This is a genomic window from Mycobacterium paraffinicum (assembly GCF_025822865.1).
GTDB lineage: Bacteria > Actinomycetota > Actinomycetes > Mycobacteriales > Mycobacteriaceae > Mycobacterium > Mycobacterium paraffinicum.
Map to the genome: position 1 here is coordinate 98,499 of NZ_JACKUR010000013.1, position 21,028 is coordinate 119,526.

Annotated in this window: 18 protein-coding genes, 1 tRNA gene and 3 pseudogenes; 7 read left to right on the forward strand and 15 right to left on the reverse strand. The window is 67.3% G+C overall.

The annotated features are described in order from the left end of the window. Positions 1-3: 3 nt before the first annotated feature. On the reverse strand, positions 4-3,786 hold the full coding sequence (metH, locus tag H7J89_RS03215) for a methionine synthase (protein ID WP_264036440.1): 3,783 nt from the start codon (positions 3,784-3,786) through the stop codon (positions 4-6). Positions 3,787-4,208: 422 nt separating this feature from the next. Between metH and H7J89_RS03220 the strand changes: the two genes are divergently transcribed. Continuing rightward, positions 4,209-5,099 (forward strand): PAC2 family protein, encoded by an 891-nt coding sequence (locus H7J89_RS03220; RefSeq protein WP_264036442.1) that lies wholly within the window; start codon positions 4,209-4,211, stop codon positions 5,097-5,099. A 10-nt stretch (positions 5,100-5,109) separates the two neighbouring features. On the opposite strand, the gene H7J89_RS03225 is transcribed toward H7J89_RS03220, so the two are convergent. From H7J89_RS03225 to H7J89_RS03255, 7 genes are all read right to left on the reverse strand, one after another. After that, entirely contained in the window at positions 5,110-5,991 is an 882-nt protein-coding gene (locus H7J89_RS03225) for an SDR family oxidoreductase (RefSeq protein ID WP_264036445.1), read from the reverse strand. Positions 5,992-6,009: 18 nt separating this feature from the next. Further along, a complete protein-coding gene (gene mshC / locus H7J89_RS03230) occupies positions 6,010-7,245 on the reverse strand; it encodes a cysteine--1-D-myo-inosityl 2-amino-2-deoxy-alpha-D-glucopyranoside ligase (RefSeq protein ID WP_264036448.1) in 1,236 nt (411 codons plus the stop codon). A gap of 24 nt (positions 7,246-7,269) precedes the next feature. Next, on the reverse strand, positions 7,270-8,058 hold the full coding sequence (locus H7J89_RS03235; RefSeq protein WP_264036451.1) for a 3'(2'),5'-bisphosphate nucleotidase CysQ: 789 nt from the start codon (positions 8,056-8,058) through the stop codon (positions 7,270-7,272). Positions 8,059-8,130: 72 nt separating this feature from the next. Further along, positions 8,131-8,946, reverse strand: coding sequence for an SCO1664 family protein (locus H7J89_RS03240; protein WP_276041643.1), 816 nt, complete (start codon positions 8,944-8,946; stop codon positions 8,131-8,133). After that, the gene (locus tag H7J89_RS03245; protein ID WP_264036453.1) at positions 8,930-9,517 is read right to left on the reverse strand and encodes a DUF3090 domain-containing protein; all 588 of its coding nucleotides are present in this window, start codon (positions 9,515-9,517) and stop codon (positions 8,930-8,932) included. Before H7J89_RS03245 ends, H7J89_RS03240 begins: the two co-directional genes overlap by 17 nt. 63 nt (positions 9,518-9,580) lie before the next feature. Next, complete coding sequence (locus H7J89_RS03250; RefSeq protein WP_264036455.1) at positions 9,581-10,345, reverse strand: histidine phosphatase family protein; 765 nt, start codon at positions 10,343-10,345, stop codon at positions 9,581-9,583. 72 nt (positions 10,346-10,417) lie between these two features. Beyond that, complete coding sequence (locus tag H7J89_RS03255) at positions 10,418-10,720, reverse strand: PIN domain-containing protein (RefSeq protein ID WP_067200764.1); 303 nt, start codon at positions 10,718-10,720, stop codon at positions 10,418-10,420. 125 nt (positions 10,721-10,845) lie between these two features. On the opposite strand from H7J89_RS03255, the gene H7J89_RS03260 reads away from it, so the two are divergent. The 3 genes and pseudogenes from H7J89_RS03260 to H7J89_RS03270 all read left to right on the forward strand — a co-directional run. Next, a complete protein-coding gene (locus tag H7J89_RS03260) occupies positions 10,846-11,898 on the forward strand; it encodes an SMP-30/gluconolactonase/LRE family protein (protein ID WP_264036457.1) in 1,053 nt (350 codons plus the stop codon). Further along, positions 11,895-12,149: a DUF5703 family protein gene (locus H7J89_RS03265; protein WP_264036458.1), complete on the forward strand. Its 255-nt coding sequence runs from the start codon at positions 11,895-11,897 to the stop codon at positions 12,147-12,149. The genes H7J89_RS03260 and H7J89_RS03265 overlap by 4 nt, the downstream gene beginning before the upstream one ends. A gap of 26 nt (positions 12,150-12,175) precedes the next feature. Further along, positions 12,176-13,244: pseudogene (locus H7J89_RS03270) on the forward strand (quinone-dependent dihydroorotate dehydrogenase); the annotation flags it as partial. 10 nt (positions 13,245-13,254) lie between these two features. On the opposite strand, the gene H7J89_RS03275 reads toward H7J89_RS03270, so the two are convergent. Genes H7J89_RS03275 through H7J89_RS03290 form a run of 4 tightly spaced genes read right to left on the reverse strand, consistent with a single transcriptional unit; the run spans position 13,255 to position 16,754 of the window. Next, positions 13,255-14,631 carry an HNH endonuclease signature motif containing protein gene (locus tag H7J89_RS03275; RefSeq protein WP_264036459.1) on the reverse strand — a complete coding sequence of 459 codons (1,377 nt, stop codon included), beginning with the start codon at positions 14,629-14,631 and terminating at the stop codon, positions 13,255-13,257. Continuing rightward, positions 14,628-14,777 (reverse strand): hypothetical protein, encoded by a 150-nt coding sequence (locus H7J89_RS03280; RefSeq protein WP_264036460.1) that lies wholly within the window; start codon positions 14,775-14,777, stop codon positions 14,628-14,630. Before H7J89_RS03280 ends, H7J89_RS03275 begins: the two co-directional genes overlap by 4 nt. A 52-nt stretch (positions 14,778-14,829) precedes the next feature. Next, positions 14,830-15,360 (reverse strand): YbhB/YbcL family Raf kinase inhibitor-like protein, encoded by a 531-nt coding sequence (locus tag H7J89_RS03285; protein WP_264036461.1) that lies wholly within the window; start codon positions 15,358-15,360, stop codon positions 14,830-14,832. 29 nt (positions 15,361-15,389) lie between these two features. Further along, entirely contained in the window at positions 15,390-16,754 is a 1,365-nt protein-coding gene (locus H7J89_RS03290; RefSeq protein ID WP_264036462.1) for a M20/M25/M40 family metallo-hydrolase, read from the reverse strand. A 97-nt stretch (positions 16,755-16,851) separates the two neighbouring features. On the opposite strand from H7J89_RS03290, the gene H7J89_RS03295 reads away from it, so the two are divergent. Continuing rightward, positions 16,852-16,937 (forward strand) — tRNA-Leu (locus H7J89_RS03295). On the opposite strand, the gene H7J89_RS03300 is transcribed toward H7J89_RS03295, so the two are convergent. Beyond that, positions 16,919-18,484 carry a recombinase family protein gene (locus H7J89_RS03300; RefSeq protein WP_264036463.1) on the reverse strand — a complete coding sequence of 522 codons (1,566 nt, stop codon included), beginning with the start codon at positions 18,482-18,484 and terminating at the stop codon, positions 16,919-16,921. The genes H7J89_RS03295 and H7J89_RS03300 overlap by 19 nt on opposite strands. On the opposite strand from H7J89_RS03300, the gene H7J89_RS03305 reads away from it, so the two are divergent. Further along, entirely contained in the window at positions 18,483-19,205 is a 723-nt protein-coding gene (locus H7J89_RS03305) for a patatin-like phospholipase family protein (RefSeq protein WP_345317539.1), read from the forward strand. The two genes, H7J89_RS03300 and H7J89_RS03305, sit on opposite strands and share 2 nt — an antisense overlap. Then, positions 19,192-19,551 (forward strand): annotated as a pseudogene (locus tag H7J89_RS03310) (SMODS domain-containing nucleotidyltransferase); the annotation flags it as partial. The gene H7J89_RS03305 and the pseudogene H7J89_RS03310, both read left to right, overlap by 14 nt. Here H7J89_RS03310 and H7J89_RS03315 read toward each other — a convergent pair. Beyond that, positions 19,543-19,878, reverse strand: a pseudogene (locus H7J89_RS03315) (hypothetical protein); the annotation flags it as partial. The pseudogenes H7J89_RS03310 and H7J89_RS03315 sit on opposite strands and share 9 nt — an antisense overlap. After that, a complete protein-coding gene (locus H7J89_RS03320; protein ID WP_005110606.1) occupies positions 19,875-20,786 on the reverse strand; it encodes a hypothetical protein in 912 nt (303 codons plus the stop codon). The gene H7J89_RS03320 and the pseudogene H7J89_RS03315, both read right to left, overlap by 4 nt. Positions 20,787-21,028: the final 242 nt, after the last annotated feature.

Below are 21,028 nucleotides of genomic sequence, written 5' to 3' on the forward strand. Positions count from 1 at the left end.
GGCTCAGTCCTCGGGGTTGTAGCCGAGGTTCGGGGCGAGCCAGCGCTCGGCTTCCTGCAGGGTCCAGCCCTTGCGCTTCGCGTAGTCGGCGACCTGGTCCTGGGCCATCCGACCGATCACGAAGTACTGCGACTGCGGGTGCGAGAAGTACCAGCCGCTGACGGCGGCGCCGGGCCACATCGCCATCGACTCCGTCAGCTCGATGCCGGTCCGCTCCTTGACATCCATCAACTTCCAGAGCGTCACCTTCTCGGTGTGCTCCGGGCAGGCCGGGTAGCCCGGGGCCGGGCGGATTCCCACGTACTTCTCACCGATGAGTGCCTCGTTGTCGAGTTGCTCGTCGGGCTGGAATCCCCAGAATTCCTTGCGGACCCGTTGGTGCATCCGTTCGGCGAAAGCCTCTGCCAGCCGGTCGGCGATCGACTCCAGCAGGATCGCGCTGTAGTCGTCGACGGCTGCCTTGAACTCCGCGATCTTTTCCTGGCTGCCGAGCCCCGCGGTGACGGCGAAGGCGCCGATGTAGTCAGCCAGACCGGTGTCCTTGGGCGCGATGTAGTCGCCCAGCGACCGGTTCGGGATGCCGTCGCGGTGCTCACCCTGCTGGCGCAGGTTGCGCAACGTCGTCAGCACCTCGGTACGGGCCTCATCGGTGTACACCTCGATGTCCTCGCCGCCGGGGATGGCGTTGGCCGGGAAGAACCCGATCACCCCGTTGGCGGTCAGCCACTTCTCCTTGATCAGGGTGTCGAGCATCTCCTGGGCGTCGTCGTACAGCTTGCGGGCGGCCTCGCCCGAGACGGGGTTGTTGAGGATGTCGGGAAACCTGCCCTTCATCTCCCATGCGTTGAAGAACGGCTGCCAGTCGATGTACTCACGCAACTCCGCGAGGTCATAGTCATGAAATTCCCGCACACCGAGGCCCTGGGCGGGCACCGGCGGCGTGTAGCCGTCCCACTCGATCGGCGTCCGGTTGGCGCGGGCCTTCTCCAGCGTCACCATCGGCCGCTCGTTCTTCTGGGCGTGCCGTTCGCGGAGCGACGCGTAGTCCTTCTCGGTGGCCTCCAGCAACGCTGGGCGCTGCTTGTCGTCGAGGAGCGCGGCAGCGACCGGCACCGAGCGGGACGCGTCCTTGACCCAGACCACCGGACCGCTGCGCCGCGGTGACACCTTCACGGCCGTGTGGGCGCGCGAGGTGGTCGCGCCGCCGATCAGCAGCGGGATCTCCAGGCCCTGGCGTTCCATCTCGGCGGCGAAGTTGACCATCTCGTCCAGCGACGGGGTGATCAGGCCGGACAGCCCGATGATGTCGGCGTCGTGCTCCTTCGCCGCGGCCAGGATCTTCTCGGCGGGCACCATCACGCCGAGGTCGATCACTTCGAAGTTGTTGCACTGCAAGACGACTCCGACGATGTTCTTGCCGATGTCGTGGACGTCACCCTTCACGGTCGCCATCACGATCGTGCCGTTGGTGTCCTTGCCCGCAGCAGCGCCCGACTCTTCCTTCTCCGCCTCGATGAACGGCAGCAGGTACGCAACGGCCTTCTTCATGACCCGGGCCGACTTCACGACCTGGGGAAGGAACATCTTGCCCGAGCCGAACAGATCACCGACGACGTTCATGCCGTCCATCAGGGGGCCCTCAATCACCTCGATCGGGCGACCACCCGCGGCCGCGATCTCGGCCCGTAGTTCCTCGGTGTCGGCGTCGACGTGGGCGTCGATGCCCTTGACCAGGGCGTGCGTGATCCGCTCGCGGACCGGGAGGCTGCGCCATTCGGCCGCCGCCGGGTCTTCGGACTTCTCCGACCTGTTGAACCGTTCAGCGATCTCCAGGAGCCGTTCGGCCGCGTCCTCGCGACGGTTCAGGACGACGTCCTCGATCCGTTCCCGCAGCTCGGGGTCGATCGAGTCGTAGGGCACCAGCGCGCCGGCGTTGACGATGCCCATGTCCAGGCCGGCCTTGATGGCGTGGAACAGGAACACCGAATGAATCGCCTCACGGACCGGGTTGTTGCCCCGGAACGAGAACGACACGTTCGAGATACCGCCGGAGATGTGCACCCCCGGAAGGTTTTCCTTGATCCAGGCGCAGGCCTCGATGAAGTCGATCCCGTAGGTCGCGTGCTCCTCGATACCGGTCGCCAGCGCGAAGCAGTTCGGGTCGAAGATGATGTCCTCGGGTGGGAAACCGACCTCTTCGGTCAGGATCCGGTAGGCGCGACCGCAGATCTCCTTGCGGCGCTCCAGGTTGTCGGCCTGACCCTGCTCGTCGAAGGCCATCACGACCACGGCGGCGCCGTACTTGCGGCACAGCCGCGCCTCGCGGATGAACTTCTCCTCGCCCTCCTTCATGGAGATCGAGTTGACGATCGGCTTGCCCTGCACGTTCTTCAGGCCCGCCTCGATGACCTCCCACTTGGAGGAGTCGATCATCACCGGGACTCGGCTGATGTCCGGCTCGGCCGCGATCAGCTTGGTGAACCGGTCCATCGCGGCGACGCCGTCGATCATGCCCTCGTCCATGTTGATGTCGATGACCTGCGCACCGACCTCGACCTGCTGCAGGGCGACCGACAGGGCGGTGTCGTAGTCCTCGGCCTTGATCAGGTTGCGGAACCGGGCCGAGCCGGTGATGTTGGTGCGCTCACCGATGTTCACGAACAGGGAGTCGTCGGTGATGTTGAGCGGCTCGAGGCCCGAAAGCCGGGTGGCCACCTCGATCTCCGGCAGCTCGCGCGGCGGCTTGCCCTCGACGACCTTAGCGATCTCCGCGATGTGCGGGGGCGCCGTCCCGCAGCAGCCACCGACCAGGTTGACCAGGCCGGCCTCGGCGAAGTCGGCGATGTAGCTCGCCTGGCGCTCCGGGTCCTCGTCGTATTCGCCGAAGGCGTTGGGCAGGCCGGCGTTCGGGTAACAGGAGACGAAGGTGTCCGCGATCCGCGCCATCTCGGCGATGTAGGGCCTCATCTCCGGCGCGCCCAGCGCGCAGTTCAGGCCGACCGCCAGCGGCTTGGCGTGCCTGATGGAGTTCCAGAACGCCTCGGTGACCTGGCCGGACAACGTCCGTCCGGAAGCATCGGTGATGGTCCCCGAAATGATCACCGGCCAGCGCCGTCCGCGCTCCTCGAACAGCGTCTCGACGGCGAACACCGCCGCCTTGGCGTTCAGCGAGTCGAAAATCGTCTCGATGATGAGCAGGTCGGCACCGCCGTCGACCAGGCCGTTGGCGGCTTCGAGGTAGGCGGCGACCAGCAGGTCATACGAGACGTTGCGGGCTCCGGGGTCGTTGACGTCCGGCGAGATCGACGCGGTGCGCGTCGTCGGCCCGATTGCGCCGGCGACGTAGCGGGGCTTCTCCGGGGTGCTGAACTCGTCGGCGGCCGCCCGCGCCAGGGCGGCACCGGCGTAGTTCAGCTCGTAGCTCAGGTCCTGCATGCCGTAGTCGGAGAGCGAGACCGCGTTCGCGTTGAACGTGTTGGTCTCCAGGATGTCGGCGCCCGCCTCGAGGTACTCGCGGTGGATCCCCTCGATGATCTGCGGCTGCGTCAGGTTGAGCAGGTCGTTGTTGCCCTGAAGAGCGGTCGGCCACTCCGTGAACCGGTCGCCGCGATAGCCGGCCTCGTCCGGCCGGTCCCGCTGGATCGCCGTGCCCATCGCGCCGTCGATCACCATGATCCGCTGGCGCAGAGCGGCCGTCAGCTCGTCGGTGCAGTCGGGGCGGATGTTCGGCACGAAGGTCTCTGACGCCGGTGCGCTTTTAGGGGCGTTCACGTACGTTCCTTCCATAGCGGAAGGCGTCCTTGACTCTGCCGAGCGTGGCGGACACCGGTATGGACCGGCGAACCGTTGCAACGCCTCTCGACCAGAAAAGTCTACGTCCCCACTCGAGGTCTGGACGCCCAGCTCGACGTGACCCGCTTGGCGTTCGCAGTGCCCGTACCCGCCACCTCGCAGATCTTGTCGGCGATGTCGTAGTTACCAATGTTAACCAGTTTGCAGCTGAACGTATTTCGTCTCTACCGCGTCGCAGACCGTCACCTGCTGCGCCAAAATGTCGTGGATATCGGTGTCGTAGCGGTGTTCGTCTGCGGCAGCCACCCCTAGAAGGATAGCCGGGCTATGCAAATCGCCCGGTGAAGCGCGCATCGGCCGGCAATCGACGGCCACCGCGCACCGAACATCGGGGCGCAAGGCCGTACGCTAAATCTGTGACCCCGCCCCAGGGCCTCCCCAACAGAGAAGCCGCGCTGCCCGAACTGCACAACACCATCGTCGTGGCGGCGTTCGAGGGCTGGAACGACGCCGGCGACGCGGCCAGCGACGCGCTCGAGCACCTCGAGGCCATCTGGGAAGCCGACCCGATCCTGGAGATCGACGACGAGGCATATTACGACTACCAGGTGAATCGCCCGGTCATTCGGCAGGTCGACGGCGTCACCCGGGAGCTGGTGTGGCCGGCGATGCGCATCTCGCACTGTCGGCCGCCGGGCAGCGACCGCGACGTCGTGCTGATGCACGGGGTGGAACCCAACATGCGCTGGCGCACCTTCTGCGCCGAATTGGTCGCCATCGCCGACAAGCTCAACGTGGACACCGTGGTCATCCTGGGTGCCCTGCTGGCCGACACGCCGCACACCCGGCCGGTGCCGGTCTCGGGCGCGGCCTACTCCCCCGAGTCGGCGAAGCGCTTCGGGCTCGAGGAGAGCCGCTACGAGGGCCCGACCGGCATCGCCGGGGTGTTCCAGGACGCCTGCGTGGCCGCCGGGATTCCCGCCGTGACGTTCTGGGCGGCGGTGCCGCACTACGTGTCCCAGCCGCCGAACCCGAAGGCGACGGTGGCGTTGCTACGCCGCGTCGAGGACGTGCTCGACATCGAGGTTCCCCTGGCCGACCTGCCGACGGAGGCCGAGGAATGGGAGCAGGCCATTACCGAGATGGCTTCCGAGGACGAGGATTTGGCCGAATACGTGTCGTCGCTGGAGCAGCGCGGCGACGCCGAGGTCGACATGAACGAGGCCCTGGGCAAGATCGACGGCGACGCGCTCGCCGCCGAGTTCGAGCGGTACTTGCGCCGCCGCCGCCCCGGGTTCGGCCGGTAAACCTCGGCCGCTAAGCCTTTTTGCCCAAGCCCTGGTTGTAGGCGCTGGTGGACCGGCCGAGCGCGACCACCTGGGCGTCCAGCTGGGGCAGCAGCTCCGCCGTGGGTTTGTGCAGGGGCAGCTCCCCGACCCCGGTGGACAGCACCGGCTTGATCCAGCGGAACAGGGCCACCCAGCGGGGGCAGTAGATCCGATTCCGGCGAGCCGCGATGCCCTTGACGAACGCGTCCGCGCATTTGTCGACGGTGGTGGTCTTGTTCAACGGCCACGGGAAACTGGCGAGCAGCTGGCCGAAGGCGGGCAGGTCGGCCTCGGTGTCGCGGACCAGCGCGGTGTCGATCCACGACATGTGCGACGAACCGACGCTGACGCCGCGGTGGGCGACCTCCAGCCGCAGCGCGTTGGCGAAGATCTCGACGGCGGCCTTCGACGCGTTGTAGGGAACCAGGCCCGGGCAGGCGGCGTAGGCGGCCAGCGACGAGACGATGAGCACGTAGCCGCGGCGCTCGATCACCGCCGGCAGCGTGGCGCGCACGGTGTTGAAGACGCCGAGCACGTTGATGTCCATCACCCGCTTGAAGGCCTCGGGATCGACCTGCAACACCGACCCGTAGCTGGCGATGCCGGCGTTGGCCACCACGACGTCGATGCCGCCGAAGCGCTCGACCGCCCGAGCGGCCACGGCCTGCATGGCCGGCAGGTCGCGCACGTCGGCGACCGCGGTCAGCACCCGGTCGCCGCCGATCTCGGCGGCCAGCGCGGCCAGCTCGACATCGTTGAGGTCGGTGAGCACGAGCTTGGCGCCCTTCTTGCCCAGCCTGCGTGCGACCTCGGCGCCGATTCCCCGGGCCCCGCCGGTGATCAAAACGACTTTGTCCTGCAGCGACGTCATGGCGTCAAGGTACCGCCTTTAGATGTCCACCCCGAGCAGCGCATCGATCGCGGTCGCCACCAGCTTTGGCGCCCCGGTGTCGTGGCCGCCGTATTCGAGGGCATCGGTGGACCAACCATCAAGCGCGGCAAGCGCTTTGGGTGTGTTCAGGTCATCGGCCAGGTATTGGCGCACCCGCGCGATCACATCGGCGGCGTCCGGGCCGGCGGGCAGGGCAGTCGCGGTGCGCCAGCGCCGCAGCCGGGAGTTGGCCTCGTCGAGCACCTGCTGGCTCCAAAACCGGTCAGCGCGGTAGTGCCCGGACAGGAGGCCCAGCCGGATGGCCGCCGGCTCGACGCCCTGCGCGCGCAACGTCGATACCAGCACCAGGTTGCCGCGGCTCTTCGACATCTTGTGGCCGTCCCAGCCGATCATCCCGGCATGCACATAGTGCCGGGCGAATCGCCGTTCGCCTCGAACACACTCGGCGTGTGCGGCGGTGAACTCGTGGTGCGGGAAGATCAGGTCGCTGCCCCCGCCCTGGATGTCCAGGCCGCTGCCGATGCGGCTGAGCGCGATCGCCGCACACTCGACGTGCCAGCCGGGCCGGCCGTCGCCGAACGGTGACGGCCAGCTCGGCTCCCCCGGCCGCGCCGCGCGCCACAGCAGGGCGTCCAGCTCGTCGCTCTTGCCGGGCCGCCGTGGGTCGCCGCCGCGCTGCTCGAAGAGTCGCAGCATGGTTTCGCGGTCGTAACCGGACTCGTAGCCGAACTGGGGCGTGGCGTCGGCCCGGTAGTAGACGTCCGGGTAGTCGCCGTCGACGACGTACGCCGCCCCCGACGCCAACATCTTTTCGACGAGCTCGACCACCTCGGGGATCGCCTGGGTGGCCGCAACGTAGTCGCGCGGCGGCAGGACCCGCAGCGCCGCCATGTCCTCGCGGAAGCGCGCGACCTCACGATCGCCGAGCTCACGCCAGTCGACGCCGTCGCGGTCGGCGCGTTCGAACAGCGGATCGTCGACGTCAGTGACGTTCTGCACGTAGTGCACATCGTGGCCGAGGTCCAGCCACTGCCGGTAGACCAGGTCGAAGGCCAAATAAGTGGCCGCATGACCGAGATGAGTGGAGTCATACGGGGTGATGCCGCAGACGTACATTGTCGCGGTCGATCCGGCCGCCACCGGCCGCACCTGCCGGTCGGAGGTGTCATACAGCCGGAGCTCCGGGCCACGTCCCGGCAACACCGGAAGCGGCGGAAACTCCCACGACTGCATGGCATCGACTCTAAACGCGGTGACCTAGCGCCATGCGTCGCGGATGGCAGCGAGCAGGATCGGTGCCACCTCGGCGCGGCACATCACGAAGTCGGGTAGGTACGGATCGAACTGGTTGTAGCGCATCGGCGAGCCGTCCAACCGGGAGGCGTGCATCCCGGCGGCCATCACCACCCCGGCCGGGGCGGCCGAATCCCACTCCCACTGCCCGCCCGCGTGCAGGTAGGCGTCGACGTCGCCGTCGATGATGGCCATCGCCTTGGCGCCCGCCGAACCGATGGCCACCGGCTGGATCGCAAGGGACTGGCGCATCCGGTGCAGCACGAAGGGCGGCCGGGTGGCGCTGACGGCGATGCGAAACGTGTGCGGTATGCCGACGCGCGCGGCGTCGGCGGTCACGGTGTCGGTGCGGTACACCGTGTTCCCGCGGGCCGGCAATGACACCGCGGCGTCGGTGATCTCCCGCTGGCCGTTGCTGGGGCGCTGCCAGAGCGCGATGTGCACCGCCCAGTCGTCGCGGCCCGGCGTGGAAAACTCACGGGTGCCGTCCAGCGGGTCGATGATCCACACCCGGTCGTGCTTGAGCCGGACCAGATCGTCGTAGGCCTCCTCGCTGAGCACGGCATCGTCAGGGCGCTCCGCGCGCAGCCGCCGCAGGATCAGCTCGTTGGCCAAGGTGTCCCCGGCGTCGCCCAACGCCCACGGATGACCGAAGCCGATCTCGTCGCGCACTTTCAGCAGCAGCTCCCCCGCGTCCGCGGCGAGTTCGGCGGCCAATGCGGCGTCGGTCAGCTCATCCGGGGCACGGCTCACCGGTTTAGTATCTCCGACGCCCGTGCGGGGCTCACACGTCCGGCCTCACACGTCCGGCCTCAGAGGGCCGCCCTAGAAGGCCGGCCACGGAATGGGTCGGTGCCGGTTGGGTCCCGGCATCACCGGATCGTCCAGCAGCGCGTGCGCGCGCCTGCGCAGCGCCGCGATCTCCGCCCGCGTGATGTGCTCGGCCAGTTCGTCGCACAGCGCGCCCGTCAGGGCCTCGCTGAGCCCGGCGACCGCCTCCAGCATCTTCTGGTCGACCGGCTTGTTGGCCCAGCCCCACAGCACCGTACGCAGCTTGTTCTCGACATGCAGGGACACACCGTGGTCGACGCCGTAGATGTGGCCCTCGACGTCGCGCAGCACGTGGCCGCCTTTGCGGTCGGCGTTGTTGATCAGCACGTCGAAGACCGCCATCCGCCGCAGCCGGATGTCGTCGGCGTGCATCAACACGACCTCGTCGCCGGCGTAGTCGTAGGCCCGCAGCACCGGCAGGTAACCGGGCTGGGGTTGGTTGGCGGGAAACAGGTCGACCAGGTCCGGGCCGGGCCTCGGGTCGGAGTCGGCGGCGTCGCCCGGTTGGTCCACCCAGAGTTGCAGCATGCCCGGACCGGCCGGACCGTGACGAATCACCGTGTAGGGCACGATGTTCCACCCCAACTGCGTCGATACCAGGTAGGCCGCGAGTTCGCGGCCGGCCAGCGTTCCGTCGGGAAAGTCCCACAACGGGGCTTCGCCGGAGATCGGCTTGTAGACGCAGTGCACGGTCGATTCGCCGAGCGTGGACTCGCACAAGAAGGTGGCGTTGCTGGCTGAGCGGATGCGTCCGATGACCGTCAGCTCGCCGTTGCGCAACACCTCACGGTCGTCAGGCCTCAAGTTCATCGTCAGGCCCGAGCAGCGCGCTGCGCCTATAACCGTTGGCGCGCGCGCAGATATGGCCCTCCGGATCCAACGGTTCGTCGCACAGCGGGCACGGCGGGCGCCCCGCTGAGATGACGCGGTTGGAGCGCGTGGCGAACTGCCGCGCCGACTCCGGCGTCAAGAACACCCGCACCGCGTCGGGACCCTCGTCGGTGTCGTCGAGCACCACCGAGGCGTCGAATTCGGCGTCGGTGACGGCCAGCAGCTCGACCACCACGGTCTGGGCCTCCGAATCCCAGCCGAGGCCCATGGTTCCGACCCGGAACTCGGCATCGACGGGGGTGATCAGCGGGCTCAGGTCCTCGACCTCGGCGGGCTCCGGCGGCACCGGGGTGCCGAACCTGCGATTCACCTCGAGCAGCAGCGCACCGATGCGCTCGGCCAGCACCGCCACCTGCTGCTTCTCCAACACCACCGACACCACCCGGGCATCGTGCACCGCCTGTATGTAGAACGTGCGGTTTCCGGGCTGACCAACGGTCCCGGCCACGAAGCGGTCGGGTGTGCGGAAGACGTGAATTGCGCGGGCCATGGCACCTCCAAAATACCGGCTGTTGCCTTCGCCGTGCGATTCGATTGCCCCGCGACAGCCGAATTAATCGGTCGAGCCGCCGACCACCGCGTCGCCGGACGCTACGGCCGCGGCCGGCTGTTCCGTTGGCCCCGCCCCGGACTCACCGTCCGTCTTCGCCTTCGCCTCATCCTGGGGCCCGTCCTTGGGTGGTGGTCCGGCCCGCAGCGCTGCAGCCAACTTCGCACCGGTGTGGTTGACGTGCAACACAAACGGGCGCAGTTCGGTGTATCGGATCACACTCACCGACGCCGGGTCGGCGGTGACCCGCTGGAACGCGTCCAGGTGCATGCCGTACGCGTCGGCCACGACCGCCTTGATGACATCACCGTGAGTGCAGGCCACCCACAGGGCGTCGCCGCCGTGCTCTGCCGCCAGCCGCCGATCGTGTTCCCGGACAGCGGCAACGGCGCGCGCCTGCACCTGCGCCAGCCCCTCGCCGCCGGGGAATACCGCCGCACTCGGGTGGGCCTGCACGACCCGCCAGAGCGGCTCGCCGGCCAGCTCGGCGATCTTGCGGCCGGTCCAGTCCCCGTAGTCCACTTCGGCGAGCCGGTCTTCGACGAGCGGTTCGAGGCACAGCGCCTCGGCGAGCGGCTCGAGCGTGCGCCGGCAACGCAGCAGTGGCGAACTGATCAGCCCCCGGATGGGCAGGTCACCGATCCGGTCGATCAGCCCGGCGGCCTGATCGCGGCCCTTGTCGTCAAGGTCGACGCCCTCGGAGCGTCCGGCGAGGACGCCGGCGGTGTTGGAGGTGGAGCGACCATGGCGCAACAGGATGACCGTCATGCCGCGGTGTCCCACCGAGACGTCACCCAAACCACGATCACGACCGTACCCGGTGCGGGTGCCGGTTCTTGACTAGCGCGTGACCGGGACCGCGTGCGCCACCGAGTCACGAACGGCGGCGATCAGGCTGCGCTCGTCGGAGACGTCGATATCGACCAGGCTGCGGATCGCCCTGGCGACCACCTCATCTGCCTGGGGAACCGGCCCGGCAAGGCGCGGTCGGTAAATTTCGACGACAAGCGATCGGTGCTCGATGTGGAACGCAAAACTGCGCCCATCACCGACTTGTCCATACCCGCTGGCGAAAATGCCTGTCGACAAATCCTCGACAGCAAACTCTTTCTCCGCGGTATGCCGGTCAACGGTGACGGCCATGGCCCGACCATACCTCGCCCGCGGGACTTGATGTAGGCGACATGGCCATATTGGATGCGAAGGCGTTCCTTAGTATGCCCAGTCCATAGTCGTTACGCGAGGGAAAATAATTGCTGTCAACGCACATGCGTCGCCGATCGGCAGCTCACCGGCGTTTGCTTGGCGTCGCGCTTTTGCTGGGCGCCGTCGCGGGATGTTCGTCGAATACATTCAAATCCGCACCGCCCACGATCGAACCGGCCGTCGCCGCCGTGTCGCCGCCGGTGTCACAGAACCCGGCCGGCGAGGTGCGGGCGCTGGCCGCCCGCGCCAGCGCCGCGGCGTTCGACGACGGCACCCACCAGCTGGCGGTGCTGGCGCCCGCCGCCGATCCGCCCGGGCCGGCCACCGTCACCATCTTCGGTGACCCCAGGACCGCACCGCGCGTCATCGACCTGCCGGTGCCGGCGACCTCGTTGACCGACGACGGCCACGGCACGCTTTTCCTGGCCGTCCGGGGTGGCTATGCCGTGGTCGACCTGACCACCGGCCACACCAGACTTGTGAAGGTCACCGACGCCGAGCAGGCCGACTTCACCGCGGTGGCCCAACGCGCCGACGGCAAACTGGTGCTGGGCAGCGCCGACGGCGCCGTCTATACCGTTGCCTCGCCGACGCCGGGCAGCGTCGAGACCGCTACCATCGGCAATCGGACCAAGATCTTCGCCCGCGTCGATGCGCTTGCCACACAAGGGAATACGACGGCAGTCCTGGACCGGGGGCAAACCTCGGTGACCACAATCGGCGCCGACGGTCAAGCCCGCCAGGCGCTGCGGGCGGGCGAGGGCGCAACCACCATGGCCGCGGACCCGTGGGGCCGGGTGCTGGTCGCCGACACCCGGGGCGGACAGCTGCTGGTGTACGGCATCGACCCGCTGATCTTGCGGCAGGCCTATCCGGTGCCCCAGGCGCCATACGGCCTGGCCGGCTCGCGCGGGTTGAGCTGGGTAACCCAGACCGCTTCCAATATGGTGATTGGTTACGATCTGTCCACCGGAATTCCCGTCGATAAGGTGCGTTACCCGACCGTGCAGCAACCGAACTCACTGGCCTTCGACGAAGCGTCAGACACCTTGTACGTGGTGTCGGGGTCCGGTGCTGGGGTTCAGGTCATCGAACACGCGGCGGGCAAGCGTTGACCGCGCCGCGCCGAAGTCAGTTGCCCGCGGGCTGGGACACCGAGCTGTCCGACGAATACGAGTGGGTGCCGCTGCGCCTGCCGCCTGAGGTGACCCGTGTCAGCGCGTCCATCCGGCTGTCCATCGAGGCCGAATACCGGGGCTGGGAGCTGACCCGGGTGCGCCTTTACACCGACGGCAGCAGACGAGTGCTGTTGCGCCGCAAGAAGTCTCGCCTGGACAGCCGCCGACCCGACCAGCCGCAACTGTGACGATGGCCCCGCCGCGCGACGGCCTGGTGTACGGCCTCGTGCGACGGCTGTTCTTCCTGATTCCGCCCGAGCGCATCCACACGCTGGTCTTTGCGGTGTTACGTGGCGCCACCGCCATCGGCCTGACGCGGCGGCTGTTGCACCGCCTGCTTGGCCCTACCGATCCCGTGCTGGCGAGCACGGTGTTCGGGGTGCGGTTCCCGGGTCCGCTCGGGCTGGCGGCCGGCTTCGACAAGGACGGCAAGGGGTTGATGACCTGGGGCGCCTTGGGATTCGGGTACGCGGAGGTCGGGACCGTCACCGCGAACGCGCAGCCCGGCAACCCGCCCCCGCGGATGTTCCGGCTGCCCGCCGACCGCGCCCTGCTGAACCGGATGGGCTTCAACAACCTCGGCGCCGGTGCGCTGGCGATCCAGCTCGCGCGTCACCGGCCCGACATCCCGATCGGGGTCAACATCGGCAAGACGAAGTCCACGCCGGCCGCCGAGGCCGTCGACGACTACCGGGCCAGCGCCCGACTGGTCGGGCCGCTGGCGTCCTACCTGGTGGTCAACGTCAGCTCGCCGAACACGCCCGGCCTGCGCGACCTACAGGCCGTCGAGTCGCTGCGACCCATCCTGTCGGCCGTCCTCGCCGAGACGTCGAAGCCGGTGCTCGTCAAGATCGCGCCCGATCTTTCCGATGCCGATCTCGACGATGTCGCCGACCTGGCTGTCGAGCTGGGCCTGGCCGGGATCGTCGCCACCAACACCACCGTGTCGCGTGCCGGCCTTCGGACGCTGGGGGTTGACGCGCTCGGTCCCGGCGGCATTTCCGGGCCGCCGGTGGCACGCCGCGCCGCCGAGGTGCTGCGCCGGCTCTATGGCCGGGTCGGTGATCGCCTGGTGCTGATCAGCGTCGGTGGCATCGAAACGGCCGACGACGCGTGGGAACGCATCACCGCGGGCGCGTCGCTACTGCAGGGCTATACCGGCTTCATCTACGGAGGAGGCTTGTGGCCCAAGCGCATTCACGACGGCCTTGCGCGCCGGTTGCGCGACGGCGGGTTCGCCTCGCTCGGCGATGCGGTGGGCTCGGCCGCGCCGAAAACCGGCGGGCCGGCGATTTAAGCCGCCCCTTCTTCGTCGGCTTCTTCGTCATCGCCGTCTTCGGCCAGCACCTTCTCCGGGTGCTGGAACGTGTTGACGCGTGGCTGCCCGCGATCCTGGTGCGGCGGTGGGATCCATTCGGTGTCGCCGTTGGCGCGTTTTCGGGTGATCCAGCCCTTGTCCAGGAGGCGGTGGTGCGGCCCGCAGGCCAGGGTGAGTTGATCGATGTCGGTGCGGTGGGTGTTCGCCCAGTCTTGGACGTGGTGGACTTCGCAGTAGTACCCCGCCACATCACAGCCCGGCGCCGAGCAGCCGCGATCCTTGGCGTACAAGACAATTCGTTGCCCCGGTGAGGCCAGGCGCTTGCTGTGGTACAGCGCCACCGCGTTGCCCTTGTCGAAGACGGCTAGGTAGTGGTGGGCGTGGCGGGCCAGGCGGATCACGTCGGACATGGGCAGCAGGGTGCCCCCGGCGGTCAAGCCCCTACCGGCGGCGGACTCGAGGTCTTTCAGCGCCGTGGTCACGACTATGCTCGCCGGCAACCCGTTGTGCTGACCCAACTTGCCACTGCCCAACATGGCCCTTAGCGCAGCGTTGAGGCCGTCGTGGTTGCGCTGCGCGGCGCTGCGGCTGTCGCGCTGCACCGCCTCCTCGCTCGGCGCATTATCGACGACCGGCGCCTCGTCGTCGGGGTTGCACATGCCCGGCGCGGCCAGCTTGGCTAGCACCGCCTCCCAGGTGGCGCGGGCCTCGGGGGTGAGCCACCCACTCAGCTTGGACATGCCATCGGCCCGCTGGTGCCCCAGCACCAGCCCCCGCGCCCGCGCCCGGTCGGCATCGGTGTAGTTGCCGTCGGGATTGAGGCAGTCCGTCAAGTAACGAGCGAGCCTGGCGAGTTCATCGGGGCGATAGTGAGTGGCCTCGGACGCCAGGTGATTCTCGGTCTGCTCACGAGTGTCGATGTCCACGCAGTCGGGCAGCTGGTGGAAAAACCGCCGGATCACCGCCACGTGATCGCCCCCGATGGCCCCGGAGCGCTGGGCGGCCGCGGTGGCGGGCAACACCGGCGCCAACGGCTCACCGGTCAGCGCCCGGCGCGGCCCCAGGTCGGCGGCCTCGGCGATGCGACGGCTCGCCTCACCGCGGGTGATGTGCAGCCGATCGGCCAACGCCCACGACAGCTTGCCACCCAACTCCGCCGAATCAGCCTGCTCGCCAACCTGATTGATCAATTGATGACTGGGCACCTGCAGCCGGCGCGTCTCACACTCGAGGACCTCCAGCAAGTGCAACCGCTCCGGATTGGTCAGCGCCTCATACGAATGCCCCTGGAAGCGCGACACCACCGCGCGCAACGCGTCGACGTCGTCCTGGATCGCCTCACGGTCGGTCATCGCGGCCGTCCGAACGGACTGGTCAACTCATAGATGAGTGCATGCAGCCGGCCGGTCAGAAACGCGTACTCCTCGTACGCGGCAACCAACTCGGGAGGAGCCCACGCCTCAGACGGATGCCCGTGAGACGAGTCAATCGAACGCATGTTCGAATACTATCGCCGCCCGCCGACAAGAACGGGCCGTAGGACGCGGGGACTACTTCTGTTCGTACATGCCGTGAATAACGGCGCGCGCGATCGCGTGCTGGAACAGGTTGAAGCCGAGGTAGGCGGGACTGGCGTCCTCGCCGAGGTCGAGCTTGTCGACGTCCACGGCGTGCACCGCGATGTAGTACCGGTGCGGCCCGTGCCCGGGCGGCGGCGCCGCACCGATGTAGCGGCGCATCCCGGCGTCGTTGACCAGCGTCAGCGCGTCGCCGGGCAGGTCGCTTCCGTCGCCCGCACCCGCGGGCAGTTCGGTGACGTCGGCCGGCAGGTTGGCCACCGCCCAGTGCCAGAACCCCGAGGCCGTCGGCGCATCGGGGTCGTAGACGGTGACGGCGAAGCTGCGGGTCTCCCCCGGGAATCCCGACCAGCTCAACTGCGGGCTGACATCTTCTCCACCCGCGCCCATGATCCCGCTGACCTGTGGCTTGGCCAGCGACTGGCCGTCGGTGATCGACTCCGATGTCAGGGTGAACGTCGGCAGCTGCGGCAGCGCGGCGTACGGGTCGGGCGCGGTGCTCATGAGCGATCCTCTCGTTACGTGTCGTGTCTTCAGCAGTGTGTCAAGAAGTGTGCCAGCACTTCGGTGCCGAACTTCAGCGCGTCAACGGGTACCCGCTCGTCGACGCCATGGAACAACGCGGTGAAATCGAGGTCCGGCGGCAACCGCAGCGGGCTGAAACCGAAACAACGAATACCCAAGCGCGCGAACGATTTTGCGTCAGTTCCACCGGAGAGCATGTAGGGTACCGTGCGGCCATCCGGGTCGAGGGCCAGCACGGCGGCGTTCATGGCGTCCACCAGGTCGCCGTCGAAGCTCGTCTCATAGGACGAGAAGTCCTTGATCCACTCCCGTGTGACGTCCGGGCCGAGCAGTTCGTCGACCTCGGCCTCGAACGCCTCCTTGCGGCCCGGCAGGATTCGGCAGTCGACCACCGCTTCCGCGACGGCCGGGACGACGTTCGCCTTGTACCCGGCCTTGAGCATCGTCGGGTTCGCGGTGTCGTGCAGCACGGCCTTGAGCATGCGGGCCATCGGGCCGAGCTTTTCGACCGCCCCGGCCAGGTCACCGGAGTCGACGTCGAACGTCAGCCCGGTCTCCTCGCTGACGGCCGCCAGGAACTGGGCGACGGTGTCGGTCAGCACGAGGGGAAACTGGTGCCGGCCCACCCGGGCGACCGCCTCGGCGACGGCGGTGACGGCGTTGCTGTCATGCACCATCGATCCGTGTCCGGCCGGGCCGCGGGCGGTCAGCCGCATCCAGGACAAACCCTTCTCGGCGGTCTCGATCAAGTAGAGCCGGCGTTCGCCCCCGTCGCGGCGGGGCACGGTCAACGAGAAGCCGCCCACTTCGCCGATTGCCTCCGTGACCCCCTCGAACAGGTCTGGCCGATTGTCGACCAGCCATTGCGCCCCGAAGGTGCCGCCGTGTTCCTCGTCGGCCAGGAAGGCGAACACCAGATCCCGTGGCGGCACGATCCCGGCCTGCTTCAACCGCCGGGCCACCACGATCATCATGCCGACCATGTCCTTCATGTCGACCGCCCCGCGGCCCCAGACGAACCCTTCCTTGACCGCGCCGGAGAACGGTTGCACGCTCCACTCGGCCGGTTCGGCCGGCACCACGTCGAGATGGCCGTGGATCAGCAGCGCGCCGCGCGAGCTGTCGGCGCCCGCGAGGCGGGCGATCACGTTGCCGCGGCCCGGGGCACCCGATTCCACATATTTTGGCGCGTACCCGACCTGAGCGAGTTGCTCGGCGACCCACTGCGCGCACTCGGCCTCGCCCCGCGTCGTCTCCGGTTCGCCGGTGTTGGTGGTGTCGAATCGGATCAGCCTGCTGACGACCTCGACCACGTCGTCACTCGGGCTGCTCGGGAACTCGGTCTGGGCGGTCACAACCACCTTTCCTACCATTGCCGGGGCCGCCGGGCTCGGTGCTGAGCGGCCCGGCTGGGTTGGGCGCGCGTGAGACAATCCGATAGCCTTAGCTGCCAACCCATGCGGTTGGTTTGTCCGAGTGGCGGAATGGCAGACGCGCTAGCTTGAGGTGCTAGTGCCCTACTAATGGGCGTGGGGGTTCAAGTCCCCCCTCGGACACATCCGGCGACACGACTCAGGTCGGCAGTCGCCGTGACTCGCCGAAGATGCGGGTCGTAGTCGAGACGCAGGCCCAAGCTTGCGTACACCTCGGCGCGCTCAGCTCCGGTTGCCGCGCCGAGGATGACCGACAGTCCGCCTAACTCCTTAACTAACTCACTGATCTCGGCGGCACACATGGCGCGGGGCCGCTCCACTCGCTCAACGCGTGCCCTCAGCTCGTCGCGCTCGGCGGTACGTTGACGCAACGCAGCAGTTAGATCCTCAACGGCCACGCCAGACTCCACGGCGGTGATCAAGGCGGCCACTTTGGCATTCGCCTCGCTCAGCTGGCGCTGCAAGGCGGCGTAGCCAGGTCCGGCCGCCGGGTCCACGTCTTGCCCGCGTGCGAGGTCTTCTGGATCGGCCAGAGTGGCGATCCATTCGTCGAGTCGCGCTGTCACTGCGTCTTCGCGGAGATAGACGGTGCGCGGATGATCACTCAGGTCCACAGGTACAGAACGTGACTTGCCGAACTCACAACGGTAGAGGATCCGCGTTGTTTGCTTCCCCGGCCGGGCGGCGCCCTGCATTCGCCGTCCACATGCGGCGCAGAACAGCAGCCCACGCAGCGCATACGGCTCTGTCGATTCTCTGCTGCACACGCGACCGGGACCACGCCGCGCCTGCATCCGGAGACGAACAGCCTGCGCCAGCTCATCAGGGATCAGCTCTTCGTGCGTGCGTCGATCGGGTGCGATCCAGTCGGCCCGATCGCGCCACCGCATGCGAGTCTCATATCCCGCGGCGACATCATCGGGGTTCAAAAGGACCTCATACTTCTCCTGCTTGCCCCAGACACGGATACCGCGGTACGCAGGGTTGTCGAGAATGGCGCGGATCGCCGAATGGGACCATCCACGTGGGTCACGATGCCGGTTCCGTGCCGGGTCGTATTGGCTCGGTGATGGCACTCCATCGTCGGTGAGCTGCTGTGCGATGAAGCGCAAGCCAGCACCATCGGCATACATGCGATAGATCCGCTCGACGGTCGGGGCGGTCTCGGGGTCAGGCTCCAGGCGGTGAAGACGCTGCCCAAGACTTGCCTTGGCGGGGTTTGGGTGCGGGCCGGCATCGACGAGTTGATAACCGTACGGTGGGCGACCGCCGAGGTATCTGGTTGTGTCCTGCGCGAGTGCCGACATCGCGGTACGCACGCGCATCTGGATTCGCGCACGTTCTCCCTTGCTCATTCCGCCAAAGAGCGTCATCACGAGGTCGTGTGCCTCGGATCCGGGATCAACCGCTCCGCCAACTTCAGGCACCCATAGGCCGACCCCGTAGTGCGTGAGCACCGGGAAGGTGAGCGCAAATTGCGGTCCGTAGAACGCGCGAGCAGGTTCCCCGATCACGACGGCATCGAAGCCACGGTCACGAGAAGTGACATCTGCGAGCAGACGTGAAGCCTCCGGCCTGCGTTTCCAGGGAAGCGAAGAACTGGTCGAGAAAGTCTTTCCGGCGTCGAGGCGGCGAGGATGGCGCCGACCACGGCAGCTGAGATCGCCCATCTATGACGCAGAGGCGCTGCGGCAAGCGTTGACCGGCGTCCTCGGAGCCCGACTCCTTGGCGACAGCACGAAGCGACTCGTCATTCCCGCGTGGGATGTACAACGCGGGGCCGTGCACATCTTCAAGACTCCGCACCACACACGGCTGACCCGCGACTGGCGCATACCGATGGTGGACGTTGCACTGGCGACCTCGGCGGCGCCGCTGTACTTCCCCGCGGCGTACGTCGACGGACACAGGCTCATTGACGGCGGAGTATGGGCCAACAACCCGGCTGTCGTCGCGATCGCCGAGGCCGTCAGCATGCTCGGTGTTCCTCTCGACGCGATTACCGTCCTCAACGTCGGCACCATTGATCAGCTGACCGATCACCCCAAGCGCTTGGACCGCGGCGGACTCTTACACTGGGCAAGACCGATTGCCCCGCTGATCCTTAACGCCAGCAGCCGTGGCGGACAGGGCCTCGCCGAACACTTGATCGGCAAATCCAACTACACGCGCTTCGACGCTCTAGTGCCCGGCGGCCTCTACGCACTGGACTCGGCGGACCCAAAGGACGTGGCCGGCCTCGCTGCCTCAGTCAGCCGAGAACTCAGCCCTAGCTACACCGCGAAATTCGCTGACCACCAGGCGCCCGCATACACACCGGTGAACGGACGCCGACACCGCGACGATCCGGGCAGCATTTCACACACGGAGGCCCCCAATGCAACTCGCTGACCACTTCAACGTCTTGCTGAAAGACACGGTCAATCTCAGCCAGTTCAAACTGGACCTACTCAACCAGCGCGTCGAAGCCATCTACAAGGCACTCAAAGCCGACGTCGAAATCGGTGCGCTGATCACCGGCAAGACGCCGCAAGGCTCCTGGGCACACCGCACGATCATCAACCCCGTCGGTGACAACGAGTTCGACGCCGACTTCATGCTCGACATGAGCCAGAACCCGGACTGGGCCGACAACCCCAAGACCTACATCGATGAGGTCTACGCAGCCCTGCATCGGCACAGCACCTACGGCACCATGCCGCACTCACGTAAGTGCCGCTGCGCGCGGCTCGCCTGGTTTGGCTGCGGTGGGAACTAAGAGGTCGACCGCTTGCTCACCCCGCTCGTAGCGGTTGCCGCACTCAGCGGTGTACCCCAGTGCGGTGAGTCGATCGTGGAGGTTCCCGGTGGACGCCACGTTGACGTCGATCCCGGTGTCTGCGTCGGAGGTCAGTCGCGGTATGCCCGACACGTTGTAGACGTGCCGCAGCAGTCGCACCATGTGACCGCCGATGACGCGGTACTCGATGTCGGCAGTGACTGCGGCCACGTCACGCAGTGCACGCATTCCGTTGTCGTCGGCCACCGCAGTGCAGGCGATTTGCACCGATGCTGTTCCGGTCACCGGTGCACGATCCAGTCGCTGAGATGCTGCGGTGCACCGTCGCCAAGATCGGCACCGCCGCTGAGGTCCTGAAGCGCAATCACTGGATCCACAGTGATGATGTCGGAACGCTGCGTATCACGAACCCGCCGCCACCAGGCCGCGGTCGTCCAGACGGTCGGGTCGGCGGGAACCCGCACAGTCAAGGTCGCTTCCTCGGCGGTGGCCTCCACCAAACCGAACTCGGAGAGGTCGACCAGTTCTTTGGCATAGACCAGACCTCTGGTTGGTACCCGCCACGGTCGCAGGACGTCGGCGGCGACCTCGCCACCAGCAAGGATCGGCACGGTGAGCTCGGCGCCGAGTCGGGTCGCACTGCGCACCTGCTCCACTACCGGATCCATTCCATACCAGTACGTTTCGACAAGTCCGCTGTCCGCAGGTACCAATGCCAGTTTCACCAGGAGCTCCCGGCGCGCAGCCTCGGTCATCGGCGTGTCCGGCAGCGGATCCTTCTCGGTCATTTTGGACACCGCCTGCTGGCTAACTCCGATGGCCGCGGCAATGTCGCGTTGGCGGAGGTGACCGCGCGTAAGCACACAGACCCGTTCAGCCGCCCGCCGCCGCCAGCTGCGCTCGCTGGCGGCGCGGGGCGGCCGTCCTGGTGTTGGCGTTCGGTAGGTTCGCCCGGAGAGCACCAGTTCGCCGGTGCTGCCGACGCTGAGATCCACGTCAGCCTGAGCCAGGAGCGCTGAACGTGCCTCATCTGAGATGGTCTCGCACACCACGAATACGCGGCGGCCTGGATGGCGGCGCACACGACTAAGGACTGCGGCCGGAGATGGCACACGTTCTGCCAGAACCAGGTCCGCTACTACGGCGCGGCCATCGATTCGGTATGTGATGCTGTGTGCATCACCAGTCACCATCCGCACGCCTGCGTCGACCAAGCGGGCAGGAATCGAAGCAGAGAGCACGTCTGTTACTCTACTCAGTGGCTACTTGTCAAACAACCTATTGTCGATAAATAGCGTTCTGGTTGTTTGACTTCGACCAACCAGTGGCGTACGAACCGTCCATGATCCGTCATACGCTGGTGGAGTTTAACGGGCCTAGCGTCGAGGAACCTGAGCAGATAGAGCTACTCTGACGTTTTCGCGGCGACGCCGGT

What these genes read in the sequence shown, in the direction of transcription:
- H7J89_RS03320 (WP_005110606.1), bottom strand. Translation starts at nt 20,786, where the DNA reads ATGGTGACTGGTGATGCACACAGCATCACATACCGAATCGATGGCCGC.
- H7J89_RS03300 (WP_264036463.1), bottom strand. Translation starts at nt 18,484, where the DNA reads ATGGGCGATCTCAGCTGCCGTGGTCGGCGCCATCCTCGCCGCCTCGAC.
- H7J89_RS03275 (WP_264036459.1), bottom strand. Translation starts at nt 14,631, where the DNA reads ATGACCGACCGTGAGGCGATCCAGGACGACGTCGACGCGTTGCGCGCG.
- H7J89_RS03255 (WP_067200764.1), bottom strand. Translation starts at nt 10,720, where the DNA reads ATGGCCGTCACCGTTGACCGGCATACCGCGGAGAAAGAGTTTGCTGTC.
- H7J89_RS03225 (WP_264036445.1), bottom strand. Translation starts at nt 5,991, where the DNA reads ATGACGTCGCTGCAGGACAAAGTCGTTTTGATCACCGGCGGGGCCCGG.
- H7J89_RS03280 (WP_264036460.1), bottom strand. Translation starts at nt 14,777, where the DNA reads ATGCGTTCGATTGACTCGTCTCACGGGCATCCGTCTGAGGCGTGGGCT.
- H7J89_RS03285 (WP_264036461.1), bottom strand. Translation starts at nt 15,360, where the DNA reads ATGAGCACCGCGCCCGACCCGTACGCCGCGCTGCCGCAGCTGCCGACG.
- H7J89_RS03250 (WP_264036455.1), bottom strand. Translation starts at nt 10,345, where the DNA reads ATGACGGTCATCCTGTTGCGCCATGGTCGCTCCACCTCCAACACCGCC.
- H7J89_RS03290 (WP_264036462.1), bottom strand. Translation starts at nt 16,754, where the DNA reads ATGGTAGGAAAGGTGGTTGTGACCGCCCAGACCGAGTTCCCGAGCAGC.
- H7J89_RS03245 (WP_264036453.1), bottom strand. Translation starts at nt 9,517, where the DNA reads ATGGCCCGCGCAATTCACGTCTTCCGCACACCCGACCGCTTCGTGGCC.
- metH (WP_264036440.1), bottom strand. Translation starts at nt 3,786, where the DNA reads ATGGAAGGAACGTACGTGAACGCCCCTAAAAGCGCACCGGCGTCAGAG.
- H7J89_RS03260 (WP_264036457.1), top strand. Translation starts at nt 10,846, where the DNA reads ATGCGTCGCCGATCGGCAGCTCACCGGCGTTTGCTTGGCGTCGCGCTT.
- H7J89_RS03240 (WP_276041643.1), bottom strand. Translation starts at nt 8,946, where the DNA reads ATGAACTTGAGGCCTGACGACCGTGAGGTGTTGCGCAACGGCGAGCTG.
- mshC (WP_264036448.1), bottom strand. Translation starts at nt 7,245, where the DNA reads ATGCAGTCGTGGGAGTTTCCGCCGCTTCCGGTGTTGCCGGGACGTGGC.